The sequence below is a fragment of the Ramlibacter algicola genome (genome assembly GCF_016641735.1).
Taxonomy (GTDB): Bacteria; Pseudomonadota; Gammaproteobacteria; order Burkholderiales; family Burkholderiaceae_C; genus Ramlibacter; species Ramlibacter algicola.
Map to the genome: position 1 here is coordinate 435,762 of NZ_JAEDAO010000001.1, position 19,320 is coordinate 455,081.

21 protein-coding genes are annotated in these 19,320 nt (G+C 69.2%); 12 read left to right on the plus strand and 9 right to left on the minus strand.

Annotated elements, in window-relative coordinates; translation table 11 throughout:
- Nucleotides 1-42 precede the first annotated feature (42 nt).
- From I8E28_RS02115 to I8E28_RS02130, 4 genes are all read right to left on the minus strand, one after another.
- The gene (locus I8E28_RS02115) at nt 43-1,119 is read right to left on the minus strand and encodes a lysylphosphatidylglycerol synthase domain-containing protein (RefSeq protein WP_200786197.1); all 1,077 of its coding nucleotides are present in this window, start codon (nt 1,117-1,119) and stop codon (nt 43-45) included.
- Nucleotides 1,116-2,348, minus strand: a complete 1,233-nt coding sequence (clsB, locus tag I8E28_RS02120) for a cardiolipin synthase ClsB (protein ID WP_200786198.1) — start codon at nt 2,346-2,348, stop codon at nt 1,116-1,118. Before clsB ends, I8E28_RS02115 begins: the two co-directional genes overlap by 4 nt.
- Before the next feature lie 12 nt (nt 2,349-2,360).
- Nucleotides 2,361-3,131 carry an endonuclease/exonuclease/phosphatase family protein gene (locus I8E28_RS02125; protein WP_200786199.1) on the minus strand — a complete coding sequence of 257 codons (771 nt, stop codon included), beginning with the start codon at nt 3,129-3,131 and terminating at the stop codon, nt 2,361-2,363.
- A gap of 217 nt (nt 3,132-3,348) precedes the next feature.
- Entirely contained in the window at nt 3,349-3,849 is a 501-nt protein-coding gene (locus tag I8E28_RS02130) for a Spy/CpxP family protein refolding chaperone (protein ID WP_200786200.1), read from the minus strand.
- Between the two features lie 189 nt (nt 3,850-4,038).
- Between I8E28_RS02130 and I8E28_RS02135 the strand changes: the two genes are divergently transcribed.
- Both I8E28_RS02135 and I8E28_RS02140 read left to right on the plus strand, forming a co-directional pair.
- Nucleotides 4,039-4,422, plus strand: coding sequence for a hypothetical protein (locus I8E28_RS02135; RefSeq protein ID WP_200786201.1), 384 nt, complete (start codon nt 4,039-4,041; stop codon nt 4,420-4,422).
- Complete coding sequence (locus I8E28_RS02140) at nt 4,419-4,658, plus strand: hypothetical protein (protein WP_200786202.1); 240 nt, start codon at nt 4,419-4,421, stop codon at nt 4,656-4,658. Before I8E28_RS02135 ends, I8E28_RS02140 begins: the two co-directional genes overlap by 4 nt.
- 95 nt (nt 4,659-4,753) lie before the next feature.
- On the opposite strand, the gene I8E28_RS02145 is transcribed toward I8E28_RS02140, so the two are convergent.
- Nucleotides 4,754-5,866: an alkene reductase gene (locus I8E28_RS02145; protein WP_200786203.1), complete on the minus strand. Its 1,113-nt coding sequence runs from the start codon at nt 5,864-5,866 to the stop codon at nt 4,754-4,756.
- A gap of 149 nt (nt 5,867-6,015) precedes the next feature.
- Between I8E28_RS02145 and I8E28_RS02150 the strand changes: the two genes are divergently transcribed.
- Nucleotides 6,016-7,221, plus strand: coding sequence for a YbfB/YjiJ family MFS transporter (locus I8E28_RS02150; protein ID WP_200786204.1), 1,206 nt, complete (start codon nt 6,016-6,018; stop codon nt 7,219-7,221).
- A gap of 98 nt (nt 7,222-7,319) precedes the next feature.
- Here I8E28_RS02150 and gstA read toward each other — a convergent pair whose 3' ends face one another.
- Nucleotides 7,320-7,928 carry a glutathione transferase GstA gene (gene gstA, locus I8E28_RS02155; RefSeq protein WP_200786205.1) on the minus strand — a complete coding sequence of 203 codons (609 nt, stop codon included), beginning with the start codon at nt 7,926-7,928 and terminating at the stop codon, nt 7,320-7,322.
- Between the two features lie 83 nt (nt 7,929-8,011).
- On the opposite strand from gstA, the gene I8E28_RS02160 reads away from it, so the two are divergent.
- On the plus strand, nt 8,012-9,235 hold the full coding sequence (locus I8E28_RS02160) for an AsmA family protein (protein ID WP_200786206.1): 1,224 nt from the start codon (nt 8,012-8,014) through the stop codon (nt 9,233-9,235).
- A gap of 117 nt (nt 9,236-9,352) precedes the next feature.
- The gene (locus tag I8E28_RS02165; RefSeq protein WP_200786207.1) at nt 9,353-10,183 is read left to right on the plus strand and encodes a transglutaminase-like domain-containing protein; all 831 of its coding nucleotides are present in this window, start codon (nt 9,353-9,355) and stop codon (nt 10,181-10,183) included.
- Between the two features lie 3 nt (nt 10,184-10,186).
- Here the strand turns inward: I8E28_RS02165 and I8E28_RS02170 are convergent, their stop codons facing one another.
- The 3 genes from I8E28_RS02170 to I8E28_RS02175 form a co-directional block, all read right to left on the minus strand.
- Complete coding sequence (locus tag I8E28_RS02170) at nt 10,187-10,945, minus strand: class II aldolase/adducin family protein (RefSeq protein ID WP_200786208.1); 759 nt, start codon at nt 10,943-10,945, stop codon at nt 10,187-10,189.
- A gap of 77 nt (nt 10,946-11,022) precedes the next feature.
- Entirely contained in the window at nt 11,023-11,277 is a 255-nt protein-coding gene (locus I8E28_RS20570; RefSeq protein WP_239027166.1) for a YkgJ family cysteine cluster protein, read from the minus strand.
- A gap of 327 nt (nt 11,278-11,604) precedes the next feature.
- Complete coding sequence (locus tag I8E28_RS02175) at nt 11,605-12,186, minus strand: NADPH-dependent FMN reductase (protein ID WP_200786209.1); 582 nt, start codon at nt 12,184-12,186, stop codon at nt 11,605-11,607.
- 139 nt (nt 12,187-12,325) lie between these two features.
- On the opposite strand from I8E28_RS02175, the gene mnmG reads away from it, so the two are divergent.
- The 7 genes from mnmG to I8E28_RS02210 all read left to right on the plus strand — a co-directional run bounded on the left by mnmG (nt 12,326) and on the right by I8E28_RS02210 (nt 19,280).
- Entirely contained in the window at nt 12,326-14,275 is a 1,950-nt protein-coding gene (gene mnmG / locus I8E28_RS02180; protein WP_200786210.1) for a tRNA uridine-5-carboxymethylaminomethyl(34) synthesis enzyme MnmG, read from the plus strand.
- Complete coding sequence (rsmG, locus tag I8E28_RS02185; RefSeq protein ID WP_200786211.1) at nt 14,272-14,919, plus strand: 16S rRNA (guanine(527)-N(7))-methyltransferase RsmG; 648 nt, start codon at nt 14,272-14,274, stop codon at nt 14,917-14,919. Before mnmG ends, rsmG begins: the two co-directional genes overlap by 4 nt.
- Nucleotides 14,920-14,957: 38 nt before the next feature.
- Nucleotides 14,958-15,572 carry a LysE family translocator gene (locus tag I8E28_RS02190; protein ID WP_200786212.1) on the plus strand — a complete coding sequence of 205 codons (615 nt, stop codon included), beginning with the start codon at nt 14,958-14,960 and terminating at the stop codon, nt 15,570-15,572.
- Nucleotides 15,572-16,450 carry a ParA family protein gene (locus tag I8E28_RS02195; protein ID WP_200786213.1) on the plus strand — a complete coding sequence of 293 codons (879 nt, stop codon included), beginning with the start codon at nt 15,572-15,574 and terminating at the stop codon, nt 16,448-16,450. The genes I8E28_RS02190 and I8E28_RS02195 overlap by 1 nt, the downstream gene beginning before the upstream one ends.
- Nucleotides 16,447-16,983 carry an alpha/beta fold hydrolase gene (locus tag I8E28_RS02200; RefSeq protein ID WP_200786214.1) on the plus strand — a complete coding sequence of 179 codons (537 nt, stop codon included), beginning with the start codon at nt 16,447-16,449 and terminating at the stop codon, nt 16,981-16,983. The genes I8E28_RS02195 and I8E28_RS02200 overlap by 4 nt, the downstream gene beginning before the upstream one ends.
- Nucleotides 16,984-16,996: 13 nt before the next feature.
- The gene (locus I8E28_RS02205) at nt 16,997-17,932 is read left to right on the plus strand and encodes a ParB/RepB/Spo0J family partition protein (RefSeq protein WP_200786215.1); all 936 of its coding nucleotides are present in this window, start codon (nt 16,997-16,999) and stop codon (nt 17,930-17,932) included.
- 79 nt (nt 17,933-18,011) lie between these two features.
- The gene (locus tag I8E28_RS02210; RefSeq protein ID WP_200786216.1) at nt 18,012-19,280 is read left to right on the plus strand and encodes a hypothetical protein; all 1,269 of its coding nucleotides are present in this window, start codon (nt 18,012-18,014) and stop codon (nt 19,278-19,280) included.
- Nucleotides 19,281-19,320 lie beyond the last annotated feature (40 nt).

Sequence of the window (19,320 nt, forward strand, 5' to 3'; positions counted from 1 at the left end):
CCGTGAACGAAGTCGCAGGCGGCGGGGCCATCGTGGTGTCCCTCAGGCAGGGGCGATGTGCGCCCGTTTTCGCAGCCGGCGGGCCTTCAGCTCCATGCCCAGGTACATCAGGCCGGCGATCGCGAGCGGAAGGATGTAGTACAGGGCGCGGTAGCCGAGCAGCGCGGCGAGCAGCTCCTCTTCGGCGATGCGGTGGCTCAGGAGCGCGATGAACACCGCCTCGAACACGCCCAGGCCCGCCGGCACGTGCAGCACCACGCCGGCGATCGCGCCGATCAGCAGCACGGTGAGCACGTCGACGTACGGCAGTTTCTGCTGCAGCAGCACCCAGATGATTGCCGCCATCAGCGACCAGTTGAGCGCGGAGATCGCCATCTGGAGCATCGCCATCTTCGGCGGCGGCAGGTACAGCTCGTGGCCGCGCCAGTTCCAGGTGTGGTCGCCCATGCGCCAGCAAGCGATGAGGTACGCAGCGGAGATGGCCACCAGCGCGGCACCGATCCACTGCAGGCCGTGGTTGCCCATGTGCCACGACGGCGGCAGCGGCAGCGGATGCAGGATGAACAACATGCCGGCCAGCAGCTTGTAGCCCAGCCAGTTGGTCAGCATGCTCATGGTGACGATGCGCGTGATCACGCCCATCTTCAGCCCCAGCCGCGAGTACAGGCGGTAGCGGAAGCCGACGCCGCCCACCAGCGAGCCGATGCACAGGTTGAACGTGTAGCTGATGAACGTGACCGCCATCACGATCGGCGTCTTCAGCGTGTGCCTGGTGTAGCGCCGCCCGATCAGGTCGAACGTCGCGTACAGCGCGTGGCTGGCCACCGCCAGGCCCAGTGCGGCGCCCAGCGCCAGCATCGGCAGGTCGGTGAGCGATTGCCAGACCAGGCCCCACTTGATGTGGCGGGCGTACTGGAACAGCAGCACGCCGACGGCGGCGAAGAACAGCACCGACAGCGGCTTCTTCCACCGCGACCACCAGCCGTGCCTGGCCGGCGGGGCCGGCGGTGCATCGTCAGGGCCGAGCGGCTGCGAGAGGCTGTCCGCGTCACGCAGCTCGCCGATCGAGCTGTCGTTGGCCGCGTCCAGCAGCGAGCGGGGCAGGCGATCGCGTCTCATCGTCCCGCCTCGTGCGCCAGGTGTTGGGCCATCGCCGCTTCAAGGCGCGGACGATGGCGGGGCAACCAGGTCGTGAGCATCGGATAGAGCCGGACCAGGTGGAACGCCACGAAGCTTCGCACCAGGTTCAGCACCCCCCCTTCGCGCTCGACCTCCTCGAAGGTGATCTGCTTGCAATGGTTCTGCACCAGCCAGTCCAGCCGCTCGTGCAGGTGCTCGTTGAAGCCGCGGTCGCGGATGATGACGTTGGCTTCCAGGTTCAGCGACAGCGACAGCGGGTCGAGGTTGCTCGAGCCCACGGTCGACCACTCGCCGTCGACCAGCGCGACCTTGCCGTGCAACGGCCGCTCGCAATACTCGTAGATGCGCACGCCGGCCTTGGCCAGGTGGCTGTACAGCGCACTGGCGCCGACCTTCACGATCGCCATGTCGGGCATGCCTTGCAGGATCAGCCGCACGTCGACGCCGCGGCGCGCCGCGCGGCGCAGGTCGCGGATCAGGCGGTAGCCAGGGAAGAAGTAGGCGTTGGCGATCACGATGCGCTCGCGCGCGCTGCGGATCGCGACGCGGTACTGGCGTTCGATGTCGGTGGTGTGGAAGCTGTTGTCGCGCGACACCAGCAGCGCGCGCGCCGTGCCGACCTTCGGCAGGTCTTCGGGCTTGTGGCGCAACTTGCGCCGCCAGCGCCACAGCCGGCGCAGCGCGTGGTTGTGCCGCGACCCCGCATCGAGGTTGGCATGTGCGAACCGATGCACCTCGGCCACGATCGGGCCACGCATCTCGACCGAGTAGTCCTGCTTGGCCTCGGGGCCGAAGTCGCCCAGGTGGTCGGCCGAGTAGTTGATGCCGCCGATGAAGGCGACCTCGCCATCGACCACCACGATCTTGCGGTGCATGCGGCGCAGCATGTTCGGGCGCCAGCCGAACGGCCGCGGTCCCGGGTCGAACACGTGCACACGCGCGCCGGCCTCGACGAGCGCGGCGATGAATCGCGGAGACAGGTCGGGCGAGCCCCAGCCGTCGATGGTCAGGTCGACCTGCACGCCGCGGCGCGCTGCGTTGACCAGGTGCTCCTGCAGCGCGAGCCCCACCTTGTCCTCGAACAGGATGAAGGTCTCGATCACGACCTCGCGCTGCGCCTGGTCGATGCGCTCGAACACGCGCGGGTAGAACTGCTCGCCGTTCTCGAGCAGGGTGAAGTCGTTGCCGTCGGTCCAGCGCGCCGCCATGGGTCAGCCGTTTCAGAGATGGATCTCGGCCACCAGCGGAGCATGGTCCGACAGGTGCGACCAGGGGCGCCGCGGCAGCACGACCGGCAGGTGCACCGACGCGTTGCGCACGTAGATGCGGTCCAGGCACAGGAGGGGAAAGCGCGACGGGAAGGTCTTGGCCGACTCCCCGTACGCCTGCTGGAAGACTTCGCGCAGCCCGATCTCGCGCTCGAGGATCGCGTTGGCCTTGCGGCGCCAGTCGTTGAAATCGCCGGCGACGATCAGCGGTGCGTTGTCGGGCACCTCGCTGCGCACCAGCTCGCACATCAGGTCCAGCTGCTGGACCCGGTGCGATTCCGACAGGCCCAGGTGCACGCAGATGGTGTGCACGTCGTGCGGCAGGCTGGGCGCGCGCAGCACCGCGTGCAGCAGGCCGCGTTTCTCGGGGCCGGGCAGCGAGACGTCGTGGTTCTGGAAATGCACGATAGGGAACTTGGACATCACGGCATTGCCGTGGTCGCCCTTCGGATACACGACATTGCGGCCGTACGCGTACTGCGGCCAGATGCTGTCCGCCAGGAATTCGTACTGCGGCGCGTCGGGCCACTCTTCCCACTTCTTGCCGTGCTCTTCGTGGGTCCCCAGCACTTCCTGCAGGAACACCACGTCGGCGCCGACCTTGCGCACGGCATCGCGCAGCTCGGGCAGGATGAACCTGCGGTTGAAGCTGGTGAAGCCCTTGTGCGTGTTGACCGTCATCACGGTGAGCGGGGCGGCAGTGGCCGAGGTCGTCTCTGGCATTCCCGTCATGGCTGGTGAGAGCCTTCCGTTGTACGGATGCGCTCTGCCGCAAGCTGTAGGACGCAAGGCAGGGACGCTGTCGCACCTGCTGGCAACCTGCGTGCGACCCGCACGCACGGCACTGCAAGCCCGCGCACCCCGCCCCAATGAAAAGGGCCTGCGTGTCGCCACGCAGGCCCGGTCTTGCCCTCCCGGCGCAAGCCGGGGCACGGCAGGGTCAGGAGCGGCCGTGGTGGCCGTGCATGCCGCGGTGGCCGCGCTGGAACATGCGCGAGCTCTCGGCGTCGAAGGTCTTCTTCTGCTCCGGCGTCAGCTGGGCATAGAGGGTCTTCGTGGCTTCGGCGCGCTGGTCCATCTCCGCGTTGCGGCGGTCGCGCATGGCGCGCATCTGGTCGATGCGTTCCGGCGTCGTCATCGCCTTGAACGCGGCGCGATCGGGGCGCTGCGGCGCGTTGGCCGGCGGCTGCATGGCGGCAACGAACTGCGACCACGCGTACTCCTGCCCCTGGCTCAGCTGGAGCTTGGCATGGAGGTCGGCCAGGCGCTTGTTGACGCGCTCGGCGCGCTTGGCCGGATCGAACTTGTGCGCCTTCGGGGCGGACGCGGCCGGGCCGGCTTGCGCGGCTTGCGGCGCCGGTTGTTGCGCCTGGGCGGAAGCGAGTCCCACGCCTGCGAGCAGAGCGAGGGTGACGAAGTGCTTGCGAAGCGGGAAATGCATGGTGCTTGTCCTTTCGGGGTTCCCGGCAGGAAACCTGCCAAGGTGGATGGACTGTGGAATCGAAGTGTCAATCGCCCACTGCCCCACGGTCACGCCCGTGTAAAGACGTGCTTCGGCCAGTCACTTCCTACAGCAACACCGCATCCACAGCGACATGGCGGCCCGCGGCTGAGAATGCAGGATGTGCCCATGTCCAGCCAGCCGTGCCTGCTCACTCGCCTCGCGCTTGCCGCGGCGGCGGCGGCGTGGGCGTTCGGCGCGGTGGGCCAAACCCAGCCGGAATCGGACGCGCCGCCGTCGGTGCCCGGCCAGGTCTTGAGCGACGCCGAGCCGCTGCCGGCCGAGCACCGCGACAGCCAAGGTGCGGTGGTGATCGACGGCGCGCCCGTGCGCGCGCAGCAGAACCAGCCCAAATCGCAACCGGTGGACCCGTCGCGCATCGGCCGCAATGCGTCGTCGCTGGTCGAGCGCACGCGCAGCTGGGACGACGTGCTGGACGCCGACGCGCAGAAGGACGTGCCGTCCGGCGAAGCGTCAGGCGCCGGGCCGGACGATGCCAAGGATTCGCCATGAACGCCCTCCAACGCCTCAAGCAGTACGACGAGCAGCGGCCCAGCCTGCCCGGCGAACACTGGATCACGCTGGCCGCTGGCGTCGGCGTGTGGCTCGCGTCGCGGGTCCACCCGTCGCCGCTGGTGCGCACCGCAGGACTCGCGGCCGGCACGGCGCTGGTGGGCCGTGCGGCGAGCGGGCGCGATGGCGTCGCGAAGCTGGCGCGGTGGTTGCCGGTGGGACGGCGGTTGCGCTGATTCGTCATTCCCGCGAAGGCGGGAATGCATCGCTTCCGTCTTTGCAAGCTTCCGAATGAAAGCGATGGGTCCCCGCCTGCGCGGGGACGACAGGGTTACTTCGTCTGCCCCAGCGCCGGATAGTCCGTGTACCCCTTCGCGCCGCCGCCGTAGAACGTCATCTTGTCCGGCGCGTTCAGCGGTGCATCGGTGCGCAGGCGCTCGACGAGATCCGGGTTCGCGATGTACAGCTTGCCGAACGCGACGAGGTCGGCACCGTTTGCGACCGCCTTCTCCGCGCTCGCCTTGTCGTAGCCGTTGTTCACCATCCAGGCCCCGCGGCCACCGGCGTCGCGGTACGCGCGCTTGAGTGCGTCGTAGTCGAAGGGCCGATCGGGCAGTTCGCGCGCGCCACCGGTCGCGCCTTCGATGATGTGGATGTACGCGAGCCCCAGCGGCGCGAGCTGGCGCACGACGTACTCGAACAGCGGCTGCGGGTCCGGATCGTGCACGTCGTTCGCGGGCGTGACCGGCGACAGGCGGATGCCGACCAGGCCGGCGCCGACCTCGTCGCAGATCGCGCGCATCACTTCCAGCAGCAGCCGCGCGCGGTTCTCGATCGAGCCGCCGTAGTCGTCGGTGCGGTGGTTGGAGCCGCGCTTGAGGAACTGGTCCAGCAGGTAGCCGTTGGCGCCGTGGATCTCGACGCCGTCGAAGTGCGCGGTGCTCACCGCGTGCCGCGCCGCGTGGCGGAAGTCGTGCACGATGCCGGGCAGCTCCTCGAGGCGCAGGGCACGCGGCTCGGACGTTTCGGCAAAGCGGCCGCCCTGGTCGTCGATCAGGTACGTCTTGGTCTTGGCCGTGATGGCCGATGGCGCGACCGGCGCCTGGCCCTCCGGCTGCAGGCTGGTGTGCGACACGCGGCCCACGTGCCACAACTGCGTGACGATGCGCCCGCCCTTGGCGTGCACGGCGCTGGTGACGCGCTTCCAGCCATCGAGCTGCTCGGTGCCATACAGCCCCGGCACGTCCGCATAGCCCTGTCCCTGGTGGCTGATCGCCGTCGCTTCGGTGATCAGCAGGCCGGCACTGGCGCGCTGCGCGTAGTACTCGGCCATCAGGGGCGTCGGGACGGCGTTGGGCGCGCGGTTGCGCGTGAGCGGCGCCATGACGATGCGGTTGCGCAGCTGCAGGCGGCCGGCCTGCACGGGATCGAAGAGGCTGGGCATCGGTTGGGGTGCTTCGGAAAAAAAACGAAGGGCGCAGCGTAGCGGCGAGTGCGCCTGCGCGGCGTCGGACGCCGCGGGAAACCCGTGGCGGCGCGGGACATCCCGGCCGGCCCGCCTCGCTCGACCTCGACGCAGGACAATGCGCCGCCATGCACAGCAGCCAGGAGCGCCTGCCGCACTTCGCCCTCGCCGTGGCGCTCTCGCTGGGCGCGGCGGTGTCACTCGGGATCACGCGCTTCGCCTACGGCTTGCTGCTGCCGCCGATGCGCGCCGATCTGCAGTGGTCGTACACGCTCGCCGGTGGCATGAACACCGCGAACGCGCTCGGCTACCTGATCGGCGCGCTGGTGACGCCGCGCTTGATGCAGCGCTGGGGCGCGGCGCGAGTCGGCCTGGCTGGCGCCGTGCTCGCGACCGTGTTCATGGGCTTGTCGGGGTTCTTCACCGATGCGACGGCGCTGCTGGTGCAACGCGTGCTCGCGGGGGTCGCGAGTGCCTTCCTCTTCATCGCCGGCGGGCTGCTGGCGGCGCGCCTGGGCGCGATGCAATCGTCACGCGCCGGACTGCTGCTGGGGATCTACTACGGCGGCACCGGGCTGGGCATCGCGCTGTCCGCGCTGTTGGTCCCTGCAGTGATCGACGCGGCGCACGCACGGCCGCATGCGTGGGCCTGGGCCTGGTGGGCACTCGCACTGTCGTGTGCGATCGCGACCGGCGTGCTGGCGTGGCCGCTGCGCGTGCTGCGTGAGGTGGGCGGCGCGGGGGCGGCGCACACGGCGGCATCGGGCATGCGCTTTCGTTGGACCGACTTCGCGCCGGGCCTCGCGGGCTACGCGATGTTCGGCGTCGGCTACATCGGCTACATGACCTTCGTCGTCGCGTTGCTGCGCGAGCAGCAGGTGCCCGCGACGCGCATCACCTTGTTCTATGCGTTGCTGGGGCTCGCGGTGATCGCGTCGTCGCGCCTGTGGGCCGGGCTGCTCGATCGCTTCCGCGAAGGACAGCCGCTCGCCATCCTCAACGTGCTGCTGGGCGTGGCCACGATGCTGCCGGCGCTCACCGCGTCCTGGCCGCTGGTGCTCGGCTCGGGCCTGCTGTTCGGCGCCGTGTTCCTGTCGGTGGTGGCTTCGACCACCGCGTTGGTGCGCCACAACCTGCCGGCGTCGCAGTGGGCCGCCGGCATCAGTGCGTTCACGATCGTGTTCGCCGCCGGCCAGATCGTCGGCCCGACCATCGTCGGCTGGATCGCCGACGGCTCAGGAGGATTGGGGCGCGGCCTGCTGGTGTCGGCAGGCGCGCTGTGGTTGGGTGCGGCACTGGCGTGGCGCCAGCGCGCGGTGCCGGGCAGGCCGTAATCGCCATTCCCGCGAAGGCGGGAATCCATCGCTTCCTTCTTGACGAGCTTCCGAATGGAAGCGGTGGGTCCCCGCCTTCGCGGGGATGACGGAACGCGCTATTTGATCAGGCCTTCGGCCTTCATCGCTTCCTGCACGGCCGGACGTGCCGACACGCGGTCGCGGTAGGCCAGCAGGTTCTTGAAGCCGGAGATGTCGATGTTCAGGGGCTTGGTCCAGCCGCTCACGGTGAACAGGTACGCATCGGCGACCGTGAAGTTGTCGCCCATCAGGTACTGCTTGCCCTCGAGCTGGCCGTCGACGAACTGGAAGCGGTTCGACAGGCGATCCCGGTAGATCTGCTTGCCTTCCTCGGGCATGGCGGCGTTGAACAGCGGCGAGAACGACTTGTGGATCTCGGTGCCGATGAAGGTCAGCCACTCCTGCAGGCGGTAGCGCGGCAGCGTGCCGTTGGCGGGCGCGAGGTTCTTGGTGGGCACCTGGTCGGCGATGTACTGCACGATGGCCGGGCCTTCGCGCAGGCGCGTGCCGTCGTCCAGCTCCAGCATCGGCACGTAGCCGAGCGGGTTGATCGTGTAGTAGTCGGTGCCGTCGGCGGTCTTGTGGGTCTTGGTCGGCGTCAGCACCGGCTCGAAGGCCAGGCCGGCCTCGCGCAGCACGATGTGCGGGGACAGCGAGCAGGCGCCGGGTGAGTAGTAAAGCTTCATGCCGTGGTGTTCCTCGGGGTTGGGCCCGCATGCTAGCGCCCGGGGCATTTCCCTGCAGGCGCACATCGCGCGAGAATGTGCTCATGCGTGGCTGGATCAAATGGGTCGTGGGGCTGTTCGCGGTCCTGGTGGTGCTCCTGGGGCTGGCGGTGTTCGCCCTGTCGCAATGGGCGGGCAGCGCGGACTTCCGCGACCGGGCGCAGCAGATGGCCTCCAGCGCGCTGGGCGTGCCGGTCACGCTGGGCCGCATCGAGATCGTGGTGCTGCCCTCGCTGGCCGTGGCGCTGCACCAGGTGCGCATCGGCACCAAGCCGCCGCTGACGCTGGAGCAGATCGACGCCACGCCGGTCTGGTCCTCGCTGCTGGCGGGCAAGCCCACGCTCGACGCGCTGGTGGTGCGCAAGGCGGTGCTGCCGCAGCAGGGCATCATGGCCGTCGCCACGGCGGCGCAGAAGCAGCAGCCGGCGTCCAAGCCCGCCACGCCCTCGGCCGGCCCGCCGCCGTTGCCGCGGCGCATCGTGCTGGACGACGTCACCTGGGTCGACGCGGCGGGCCAGAAGCTCACCGTGAATGCAGAAGTGCGGTTCGAAGGCGACCTGCTGCCGCAGAACGCGAAGATCGACGTCGTCGGCGGCCGCTTCGCCGGCGCCAAGGCGCGGCTGGAACGGCAGGCCGAGCTCTGGCAGCTGCGCGCGGACATCGGCGGCGGCACCGTCACCGGGCCGCTGCGCATGCAGCCGCAGAAGAACGGCGGCTGGCGCTTCAGCGGCGACCTCGCGACCAAGGGCGTCGAGGTGTCGGCCCTGACTGCGCCCAGCAAGGCGCTCACCGGCCGCATCGAGGCGAAGACGTCGCTGGGCGCCGACTTCAAGGATCCCGGCCAACTGGCCGACGTCATGCGCTCGCAGACGCACTTCACCGTGCGCAATGCGGTGCTGCACGGCATCGACCTGGCCCAGGCGGTGCGCACGCTGGGCGTGTCCCGCAGCGGCACGACCACGCTCGACACGTTGACCGGCGACGTCGCCACGCAAGGCAGGGCGGTGCACCTCACGAACCTTGTGGCGAACTCCGGTTTGCTGTCGGCCACCGGCCACGTGTCGCTGGCGCCGGACCGCAGCCTCAGCGGCAAGGTCAGCGCGGTGGTCGGCGGCGGGCCGCTGACGGCCGGCGTCCCGCTCGCGGTGGCCGGCACCGTCGATTCGCCCAGCGTCTATCCCACCGGCATCAAGCTGCCCGGCAGTGATGCCGTCGGCAACGTCGGCAGCAAGATCGGCGAGGGGCTCAAGGGCCTGTTCGGCAAGTAGGACGCCGCCTGCACGGGCGGGCCTACACGCGCTTGCGGGCGCGGCTGATCTTCACGGCGAAGGCGGGCCCGCACGATTGCCTGAGCCGCTGGCGCCCTTTGGCCCGCCGGCTCCTCCATGCACCTGTCCACTGTCGAAGCCCGCCTGGAATACCGGGTGCGCGAGCCCTCGCATTGCTGCTTCAATATCGAGGCCGCGCACTGGCCATCGCAGACCATCGTCAGCGAGCAGCTGGTGATCGAGCCCGAGGTCCCGGTGCACGCCTTCACCGACCAGCGCGGCGGCAACCGCTACCTGCGCTTCGATGCCCGGCCCGGGCCGCTGCTGGTGCACTACAAGGCCGACGTCGAGGTGCATGCGGTCCAGCCGCCCGCCGACCTGCCGCAGGTGCCGGTCGCCGAAGTGCCCGACATCCTGTTGGGCGACCTGCTGCCCACGCGCTATTGCGAATCGGACCTGCTCGGGCCGTTCGCGCGCGAGCAGTTCGGCAAGCTGCCGCCCGGCCTCGCGCGCGTGCAGCACGTGGTCGACTGGGTGCGCCGCACGCTGCGCTACCAGCCGGGCAGCACGAATTCATCGTCGACGGCGCAGGACGTGCTGAAACAGGGCGCGGGCGTGTGCCGCGACTTCGCGCATGTGTCGATCGCGCTGTGCCGCGCGCTCAACGTGCCGGCGCGCCTGGTCTCGGGCTATGTCTGGTTCGACGAGCCGCCGCAGGACTTCCATGCGGTGTTCGAGGCCTGGCTCGGTGGCCAGTGGGTGATGTTCGATCCGACCGGCATGGGGCCGGTGGACCGCATCGTGCGCATCGGGACCGGGCGCGACGCGAAGGCGGTGGCCTTCAGCACCGTGTTCGGCAACGTGCAGATGGTCGACAAGCTGGTGACCGTGCTGGAGCACGATCCGCGCGCACCGGTCGGCACGCGCGAGACGACATCCGCCGCCTGACGCTCAGGTCTTGTACGACGGGTCGTCGCGATCGAGCTTGCGCAGCAGCGCCGGCCACGCGATGTTGGCGCCCTGGCCCGCGGTGACGGTCTTCATCACCTGCGCCATGCCTTGCATGATCGCGGGGTTCACCTCGACCAGCTCGCCGCCACCGGCCTGGGCGTCGATCTGGATCTTGCAGGTGTTCTCGAACGTGTACATCGACAGCCACGCATCGGCGACCGTCTTGCCGACGGTCAGCAGGCCGTGGTTGCGCAGCATCAGGAAGTTCCTGTCGCCGAGGTCGCGAACCAGCCGCGGCTTCTCGTCGTCGCGCAGCGCCACGCCTTCGTAGTCGTGGTACGCCAGCGAGGCCAGCACGAAGGTGCTCTGCTGGCTGATGGGCAGCACGCCGCGCTTTTGCGCACTCACCGCGACGCCTGCGCGCGTGTGGGTGTGCAGCACGCACTGCACGTCCTCGCGCGCGGCGTGGATGCAGCTGTGGATCGTGAAGCCGGCCGGGTTCACCGGGAATGGCGAGTCGATGATCTTGTTGCAGCCGGCGTCGACCTTCACCAGCGACGACGCCGTGATCTCGTCGAACATCAGTCCGTACGGGTTGATCAGGAAGTGGTGCTCGGGGCCGGGCACGCGCGCGCTGATATGCGTGAACACCAGGTCGCTCCAGCCGTACGCGGCGACCAGGCGGTAGGCGGCGGCCAAGTCGACCCGCAGCGCCCATTCCTCGGCGCTGACGACTTCCTTCAGGGATGGGATGTGCATGGCGGACTCCAGCGGATGGTTCCGGGCAACTCTAGACGCAAGGTGCAGGCCTGTCTTGTCCCCGCAAGGACAGCGTGTCAGGGCGCCGTCTGGGCCTCGAGCTGCGCGAGAAAGCGCAGGGCATGCACCTGGTCCGCACCGCACATGTCTGCGGCGGGCTGCAGCCCACCGCAGACCAGGGGGCGCTCAGGCCGCCCAAAGAGCTTGCAGTGGTGGGTGGCATCCAGCTGGATGCAGCGCACGCCTGCGGGCTTGCCAAGGGGCATGCCGGGGATCGGCGAGGTGATGGAAGGCGCGATGCAGCAGGCACCGCAGCCAGGTCGGCAATTCATCCAGGGGTCCGTGTGTCGGGGGAGAGGGCGGGCCGCGGAGTCCACCCAGTGGTCGATCGCGCGTGGCGCGGGGGTTCTGTCTCTCTCTCTTAGTCTTCTTATTCTTTGAATAGTAGTAGCTAGTAGAGGGTGCTCCCGGCTGTGGACAACCGCATTTTTCCTTGGATTGTCATGGACTTGCGGTGGGTTGCATGCTGTGCGGGAGGGTGCTTCCGTGGTGTCCGCCAAACAGGAACAAGTTTGGCGCGATCACCTCGACTGTGGACAACTGCCCAGTTGTGCCGGAACGCTCAACAGCGTTGTCCACGCACTGGAGAGGCGGCCGATTCAGCGTCGTTGCAGCCGCTCGGCGGCCCACAGCACTTCATCGATCACCGCGCGCACGCGCTTTTGGTTGCGCTCGTCGACTAGCTTGCCGTCCGCGTCGAACGCTTCGCCCGCGCGGCTCAAGGCGAAATTGGTCGGCGCGACCCAGAAGTGCAGGTTGAGCAGCAGCGGTGCGAGATGGCTTTGAGAGCGCAATCCACCCAAGGCTCCTGGCGATGCGCTGAGCATGCCGACCACCTTGCCGCGCGTGGCCCGGAAGTCGTCGCTCCACAGCGGATCGCCCTTGATGGGGCTGGAGATCCAGTCGAGCGTGTTCTTCAGCAGGGCAGGGTAGCTGGCGTTGTATTCGGGCGCGCAGATGATCCACGCGGGATGCTCGTAGCCCAGCTCCTTGAGGCGCACCACGTCGCGTGGCGTGCCCCTGGCTTCGAGGTCGGCGTTGTACATGGGCACGTCGAAGTCGCCGAGTTCGATGTGCGTGACCTCGGCGCCGGCCTCACGTGCCATCGTGGCGACCTGGGTGGCGAGGCGGCGGTTGTACGAGAGCTGGCGGGTGCTGCCCGCGAAGACGAGGAGCTTCATGCCGCGATTGCACCACGCGCCGTGCGTGCCTCGGCCAGTGAGCGCTCGCTGGCGAGGGCTTTCGCCCCAGCCTTACAATGGCGGCCCGGTCCGCAGGACCACCCCGCGCCAGGCAGGACGGCGCTCCCCTCGAATCCCCATGCTCTATCCCGAAGTTTTCGACGTGATCGTCGTCGGTGGCGGCCACGCCGGTACCGAGGCGGCGCTCGCCGCCGCGCGCATGGGCTGCAAGACGCTGCTGCTCACGCACAACATCGAGACGCTGGGGCAGATGAGCTGCAACCCGTCGATTGGTGGCATCGGCAAGGGCCACCTGGTCAAGGAAGTCGACGCGCTCGGCGGCGCGATGGCGATCGCCACCGACGAGGCCGGGATCCAGTTCCGCATCCTCAACAGTTCCAAGGGCCCCGCCGTCCGTGCGACCCGGGCGCAGGCCGACCGCATCCTCTACAAGGCGGCGATCCGCCGCCGGCTCGAGAACCAGCCCAACCTCACGCTGTTCCAGCAGGCCGTCGACGACCTGATGGTCGAAGGCGACCGCGTGGTCGGCGCCGTGACCCAGGTGGGCATCCGCTTCCGAGGCCAGGCCGTGGTGCTGACCGCCGGGACGTTCCTCGACGGCAAGATCCACGTCGGCATGGACAACTACCCGGCCGGCCGGGCAGGGGACCCGCCGGCGGTGTCGCTGTCGGCGCGGCTCAAGGAACTCAAGCTGCCGCAAGGCCGGCTGAAGACCGGCACCCCGCCGCGCATCGACGGCCGCACGATCGACTTCTCGAAGACGGAACAGCAGCCAGGCGACCTGGACCCGGTGCCGGTGTTCAGCTTCATGGGCGCGGCGGAGATGCACCCGCGGCAGTTGCCGTGCTGGATCACGCACACCAACGAGCGCACGCACGCCATCATCCGCAGCGGCTTCGACCGCAGCCCGATGTTCACCGGCAAGATCGAAGGCGTCGGGCCGCGCTACTGCCCGAGCGTCGAGGACAAGGTCAACCGGTTCGCGGACAAGGACAGCCACCAGGTGTTCCTGGAGCCCGAGGGGCTGACGACGCACGAGATCTACCCGAACGGCATCTCGACCAGCCTGCCATTCGACATCCAGCTGCAGCTGGTGCGTTCGCTGCCCGGGCTGGAGCAGGCGCACATCCTGCGCCCCGGCTACGCCATCGAGTACGACTACTTCGACCCGCGCTCGCTGAAGTCCAGCTTCGAGACGCGCCAGATCGCCGGCTTGTTCTTCGCCGGCCAGATCAATGGCACCACCGGCTACGAAGAGGCGGCGGCCCAGGGCCTGTTCGCCGGCATCAACGCAGCGCTTCAGGTGCAGGGCAAGCCGGCCTGGCTGCCGCGCCGCGATGAGGCGTACATGGGCGTGCTGGTCGACGACCTGATCACCAAGGGCGTGACCGAGCCGTACCGCATGTTCACCAGCCGGGCCGAGTTCCGGCTGCAACTGCGCGAGGACAACGCCGACATGCGGCTGACCGAGCAGGGCCGCCAGCTGGGCCTGGTGCCGGACGATCGCTGGGATGCGTTCAACCGCAAGCGCGATGCTGTTTCACGTGAAACACAGCGGCTGCGCTCGACCTGGGTCAACCCGCGGTCGCTGCCGGCGGCCGAGTCGGAGCGGGTGCTCGGCAAGGCCATCGAGCACGAACACAACCTGTGGGACCTGCTCAGGCGGCCCGGCGTCGGCTACGAGCAGCTGCTGACCCTGGACGGCGGCAAGCTGGCCACCTCGGCTGTTTCACGTGAAACGCTGGGCCAGTTTTACGAGCCGGTGGTCGAGCAGCTGGAGATCGGGGCCAAGTACGCCGGTTACATCGAGCGCCAGAAGGACGAGGTCGAGCGCGCCGCCCACTACGAGAACCTGCGCCTGCCGGCCGAGCTGGACTACGCGCAGGTCAGCGCGCTGTCGATCGAGGTCCGGCAGAAGCTGGCCAAGCACCGGCCCGAAACATTGGGCATGGCCTCGCGCATCTCGGGCGTCACGCCGGCGGCCATCTCGCTGTTGCTGGTGCACCTGAAGAAGCACCGGTTCCAGGGCTTTGCCGAAGCGGCGAACCAGCCCAAGCAGGCCGCATGAGCCTGGCCGCACCGCTGCGGGCGGGTGCCGCCGAGCTCAGCGTCGAACTGTCCGACGGCCAAGCCCAACAACTGCTCGACTACCTCGGCCTGCTGGGCAAGTGGGGCAAGGTCTACAACCTGACCGCCGTCCGCGATGAGCAGGAGATGCTCACCCACCACCTGCTCGACAGCCTGGCTGTGATTGGACCTCTGCTGCGCGAGACCGCCCGCCGGCCGGCACGGCTGCTGGACGTCGGCTCCGGCGCCGGCCTGCCGGGCGTCGTCATCGCGGTCTGCTGCCCCGACATCCGGGTCGACTGCCTCGACGCCGTCGCCAAGAAGGCGGCGTTCGTCCAGCAGGCGGCCGTGACCCTGCGGCTGCCCAACCTGCGCGGTGTGCATGGCCGGATTGAAAAGGTCGAGGACGCGTACGACGTCGTCAGCTCGCGCGCGTTCGCTTCGCTGCAGGATTTCGTGGAAGGCTCCCGGCAGGCCCTCGCGCCGGCCGGCATCTGGCTGGCGATGAAGGGCAAGCGGCCCGACGACGAGCTGGCGGCACTGCGCCGCGACGTGACTGTGTTCCACGTGGAACAGCTGCGTGTCCCAGGCCTCGAAGCAGAGCGCTGCATCGTCTGGATGCGGAAGGCCGCCGCAGGGGGCTGACTTACACTCGGCGCTCCAACAAGCAGCGCGGGGGATTCATGTTCGGCGTCAAGGATTACGGCGCGTTCGTCGTCGCGGTCATCGTCTTCCTCGCGATCCCCGGCCCCGGCAACCTGGCCCTGATCACCTCGACAGGGAAGGGCGGCATCCGCGGCGGGCTGGGCGCCACCTTCGGCATCATTGCGGGCGACCAGGTCCTCATGTGGGCAGCAGTCGCGGGCGTGGCCGCGTTGCTGCTGGCCTACCCAACCGCCTTCCATGCCGTCCAGTGGGCCGGCGCCGCCTACCTGGCATGGCTGGGCCTGAAGATGCTGCTGGCCAAGCCCGGCAGTGCGCCGGTGCTCAACATCCAGCCACGCCACTACTTCCGGCAGGCCGCCCTGATCACCTTGCTGAACCCGAAGGCGATCGTGTTCTACATGGCCTTCTTCCCGCTCTTCGTCGACCCGGCTACCCATCCGGGCGTCGCCACCTTCGCTGCGATGGCCGCGACCATTGCCGTGCTGACCTTCCTCTACGGGCTCGGCGCGGTGCTGCTGACCCACTTCCTGGCGGAACGCATGCGAGCCAATCCCCTGGTCGGCCGCATCCTCGAGAAACTCGCCGGTGCCGTCCTGATCGGCTTCGGCGTCAAGCTGGCGGTGTCGCGCTGATGGCCAAGATCTTCTGTGTCGCCAACCAGAAGGGCGGCGTCGGCAAGACCACCACGACCGTGAACCTGGCCGCCGGCCTGGCCAGGGTCGGCCAGCGGGTGCTGATGGTCGACCTGGATCCGCAGGGCAACGCCACCATGGGGTCCGGCGTCGACAAGCGCAAGCTGGAGCTGTCGGTCTACGACGTGCTGCTCGAGTCGGCCAGCATCGCCGAAGCGCGCGTGCGCAGCGACCGGCTGCAGGAGGCCGGATGCAGCTACGACATCCTCGGCGCCAACCGCGACCTCGCCGGCGCCGAGGTCGAACTGGTGGATCTGGAGCGGCGCGAGGCCCGGCTGCGGCAGGCACTGAAGCCGGTCGAGGCCGAGTACGACTTCATCCTGATCGACTGCCCGCCGGCCCTGTCCCTGCTGACCTTGAACGGCCTGTGCGCCGCGCACGGGGTGATCGTCCCGATGCAGTGCGAGTACTTCGCGCTCGAGGGGCTGTCCGACCTGGTGAACACGATCAAGCAGGTGCACGCCAACCTGAACAAGGACCTGGAGATCATCGGCCTGCTGCGGGTGATGTTCGATCCGCGCATCACGCTGCAGCAGCAGGTGAGCGACCAGCTCAAGGCGCACTTCGGCGACAAGGTGTTCAACACCGTGATCCCGCGCAACGTCCGCCTGGCCGAAGCCCCGAGCTACGGGCTGCCCGGCGTCGCCTTCGATCCGTCGGCGCGCGGCAGCCAGTCGTTCGTGGAATTCGCCAACGAGATGGTGGAGCGCCTCGGCACCATGCGCGGCGGGCCCGCCAAGGCCACGCCGAAGACAGCCTCCGCCGGCGCGGACGCCCCGGTCAGCCTGGGCCAGCTGCTACGGAAAAAAGAGCAGTGAAGCCAAGCAACGTGCTGGTTCTGCCGGGGTGGGAGGGCAGCGGCCCGCGCCACTGGCAGACCCTCTGGGAGCAGAAGTACGGCTACCGGCGCGTGGAACAGCACGACTGGATGCGCCCGCTGCGCGGCGACTGGATCGCGCGGCTGGAAGACGTGGTGCTGGGCTGCGACGAGCCGCCGGTGCTGGTGGCGCACAGCCTGGGCTGCATCCTGGTGGCCGCGTGGGCAAGCACCTCGCGCAACGCGTCGCGCGTGAAGAGTGCCTTGCTGGTCGCGCCCGGCGACGTCGAACGCGAGGACATCCGCGAGCAGCTGCCCAGCTGGGTGCCGATCGAACTGGACACGTTGCCGTTCCCGGCCACCCTGGTGGCCAGCCGCAATGACCCGTACTGCAGCTTCGAGCGCGCCCGCTCGCTGGCCATGGCGTGGAACTGCCGCTTCATCGACCACGGCCCGGCGGGCCACATCAACGCCGACTCGGGCCTCGGCAGCTGGCCCGAAGGCCACCTGCTGCTGCAAGAACTGACGACCTGAGAGAACACACACGATGGTGACCAAGAAACCCAAGGGCCTGGGCCGCGGCCTCGAGGCCCTGCTCGGACCGGCGACATCGAACGGCGCGGGTGCCGCGGCGGCCGATGCGCCGTCCGCCGCCAACGCCGGCATGCCGATGTCGCTGCTGCTGGCGGACATGGTGCCCGGCATGTACCAGCCGCGCACGCGGATGGACGAAGGCGCGCTCTACGAGCTGGCCGAGAGCATCAAGGCGCAGGGGATCATGCAGCCGATCCTCGTGCGCAAGCTGGGCGAGGGCGACCACGCCGGCAAGTACGAAATCATCGCCGGCGAGCGCCGCTTCCGCGCCGCCAGGCTCGCGGGCCTGGAGAGCGTGCCGGTGCTCGTGCGCGACGTGCCCAACGAGGCCGCCGCGGCGATGGCGCTGATCGAGAACATCCAGCGCGAGGACCTCAACCCGCTGGAAGAAGCGCAGGGCCTGCAGCGCCTGATCCGCGACTTCGGCCTCACGCACGAACAGGCCGCGCAGGCCGTCGGCCGTTCGCGCAGCGCGGCGTCGAACCTGCTGCGCCTGCTGAACCTCGCCGACCCGGTGCAGACGATGCTGATGGCGGGCGACCTCGACATGGGCCATGCGCGCGCGCTGCTCGCGCTCGAGCGCGCCGCGCAGATCACGGCGGCGAACCAGATCAGCGCGAAGAAGCTGTCGGTGCGCGAGGCCGAAGCGCTGGTCAAGAAGATCGGCGCCGAGTTCGCGCTGGTCTCGCCCAAGCCGAAGAAGGAAAAGTCGCGCGACCTGCGCCGGCTGGAAGAAGAACTGTCGGACCTGCTCACTGCCGAAGTCGACGTGCGGGTGAAAAAGCGCGTCAAGCGCCACGGCCGCATCGAGGAGCTGGGCGAGGTCGCGATCCAGTTCGGGTCGCTCGAAGAGCTCAATGGCCTGCTGGAGAAGCTGCGCGGTGCGTGAGCGCACGCGCTGACGGCGCCCACCAGCCTGCTGGACAATCGCGACTCGGCCAACCAACAAGCCACAACGAGGAGCCCCCATGCGACCCCTGTTCAAGCCGGCCCTGCTCGCCGCCGTCGCGGCCTCCGCACTTGGCGCGCACGCGCAGGGCAACGTCAAGCCGCCCAAGGTGCAACTGTGGATGGACGTGTCCACCGGCGGCATGGCCGGCATGCCGGAACTACCGGCAGGCATGGGCGCGATGGGGGGCATGTTCGGTGGTGGCCGCGGTGGCGACGCCGCGACCACCTACGGCCAGGCGCGCGGGCTCACCGTGATGCCGCCGCGAGTGCTGGACATTGCGCTGCTGAACACGCTGCGCCCGGGTCAGGAGGCGCAGCAGCTGATCCCCGCCGGCATGCGCATGGGCGACAGCCTGCCGCTGGTGCCACCCAAGGTGGAGCCGACGCCGCGAGGCGAGCCGGGCACCGCGCAGGACATGCCGCGCGAGAAGCCCAAGGGCCGCGTGCTGGTGTACTGGGGCTGCGGCGCCGAGGTGCGCAAGGGCCAGCCGCGCGTGATCGACCTGGCCCGTGGCAACCCGGCCGACTACGCCGCCGCCTTCGCGGGCCGCTACGCGCCCGATCGCGGTGCGCGCGTGACGCCGCAATACGCGCTGTACCCGAACGAGAAGAACCACGTGCAACTGGCGCGCGACAGCTCGCTGGTGGGTGAGCACCGCATCCAGGGCGAGGGCATCCCGGCGTCCATGCGCTTCACGCTGGCCGCGGCGCAGGACCTGATGCCCGCCATCGAGCTGCAGGCCAAGGGCGACGTCAAGGACAGCGTGCCGCTGTCGTGGAAGACCGTGCCGAACGCGCGCGCGTACTACCTGCAGGCGATGGGGCAGGTCGGCGACGACCTGGTGCTGTGGTCCAGCGCCGAGACCGGCGACACCGGCATGGGCCTGTTCGACTACCTGCCCAACGCGACCATCGATCGCTGGGTGAAGGAGTCGGTGCTGCTCAAGCCGGACGTGACCAGTTGCGCGGTGCCCAAGGGGATCTTCGCGGGCTCCGAAGGCGCCATGACGCGGATGATGGCGTACGGCAGCGAGAGCAACTTCGCGCACCCGCCGCGCCCCGCCGATCCCAAGGCCGCCTGGGCGCCGGAGTGGGCGGTGCGCGTGCGCGTCAAGGCCAGCACGATGGCGATGCTGGGACAGGACACCGCCACCGCGCAGCAAGAGCCGCAACAGCAACAGCAGCAACCCGGCGCGCCGGCCGACCCGGTGCAGGGCGCGGTCGAGGGACTGGGCGGCGCGGCCGGTGCCGCGGGCGCGGTGCTGAAGGGACTGTTCGGGCGCTGAGTCTTCCGCCTCGCTGGCGCTCGCGGGCTTCAACGCAGAG

Bases quoted from the DNA above. Each gene is read 5' to 3' on its own strand.
- I8E28_RS02115 (WP_200786197.1), bottom strand. From the start codon at position 1,119: ATGAGACGCGATCGCCTGCCCCGCTCGCTGCTGGACGCGGCCAACGAC.
- clsB (WP_200786198.1), bottom strand. From the start codon at position 2,348: ATGGCGGCGCGCTGGACCGACGGCAACGACTTCACCCTGCTCGAGAAC.
- I8E28_RS02125 (WP_200786199.1), bottom strand. From the start codon at position 3,131: ATGCCAGAGACGACCTCGGCCACTGCCGCCCCGCTCACCGTGATGACG.
- I8E28_RS02130 (WP_200786200.1), bottom strand. From the start codon at position 3,849: ATGCATTTCCCGCTTCGCAAGCACTTCGTCACCCTCGCTCTGCTCGCA.
- I8E28_RS02135 (WP_200786201.1), top strand. From the start codon at position 4,039: ATGTCCAGCCAGCCGTGCCTGCTCACTCGCCTCGCGCTTGCCGCGGCG.
- I8E28_RS02140 (WP_200786202.1), top strand. From the start codon at position 4,419: ATGAACGCCCTCCAACGCCTCAAGCAGTACGACGAGCAGCGGCCCAGC.
- I8E28_RS02145 (WP_200786203.1), bottom strand. From the start codon at position 5,866: ATGCCCAGCCTCTTCGATCCCGTGCAGGCCGGCCGCCTGCAGCTGCGC.
- I8E28_RS02150 (WP_200786204.1), top strand. From the start codon at position 6,016: ATGCACAGCAGCCAGGAGCGCCTGCCGCACTTCGCCCTCGCCGTGGCG.
- gstA (WP_200786205.1), bottom strand. From the start codon at position 7,928: ATGAAGCTTTACTACTCACCCGGCGCCTGCTCGCTGTCCCCGCACATC.
- I8E28_RS02160 (WP_200786206.1), top strand. From the start codon at position 8,012: ATGCGTGGCTGGATCAAATGGGTCGTGGGGCTGTTCGCGGTCCTGGTG.
- I8E28_RS02165 (WP_200786207.1), top strand. From the start codon at position 9,353: ATGCACCTGTCCACTGTCGAAGCCCGCCTGGAATACCGGGTGCGCGAG.
- I8E28_RS02170 (WP_200786208.1), bottom strand. From the start codon at position 10,945: ATGCACATCCCATCCCTGAAGGAAGTCGTCAGCGCCGAGGAATGGGCG.
- I8E28_RS20570 (WP_239027166.1), bottom strand. From the start codon at position 11,277: ATGAATTGCCGACCTGGCTGCGGTGCCTGCTGCATCGCGCCTTCCATC.
- I8E28_RS02175 (WP_200786209.1), bottom strand. From the start codon at position 12,186: ATGAAGCTCCTCGTCTTCGCGGGCAGCACCCGCCAGCTCTCGTACAAC.
- mnmG (WP_200786210.1), top strand. From the start codon at position 12,326: ATGCTCTATCCCGAAGTTTTCGACGTGATCGTCGTCGGTGGCGGCCAC.
- rsmG (WP_200786211.1), top strand. From the start codon at position 14,272: ATGAGCCTGGCCGCACCGCTGCGGGCGGGTGCCGCCGAGCTCAGCGTC.
- I8E28_RS02190 (WP_200786212.1), top strand. From the start codon at position 14,958: ATGTTCGGCGTCAAGGATTACGGCGCGTTCGTCGTCGCGGTCATCGTC.
- I8E28_RS02195 (WP_200786213.1), top strand. From the start codon at position 15,572: ATGGCCAAGATCTTCTGTGTCGCCAACCAGAAGGGCGGCGTCGGCAAG.
- I8E28_RS02205 (WP_200786215.1), top strand. From the start codon at position 16,997: ATGGTGACCAAGAAACCCAAGGGCCTGGGCCGCGGCCTCGAGGCCCTG.
- I8E28_RS02210 (WP_200786216.1), top strand. From the start codon at position 18,012: ATGCGACCCCTGTTCAAGCCGGCCCTGCTCGCCGCCGTCGCGGCCTCC.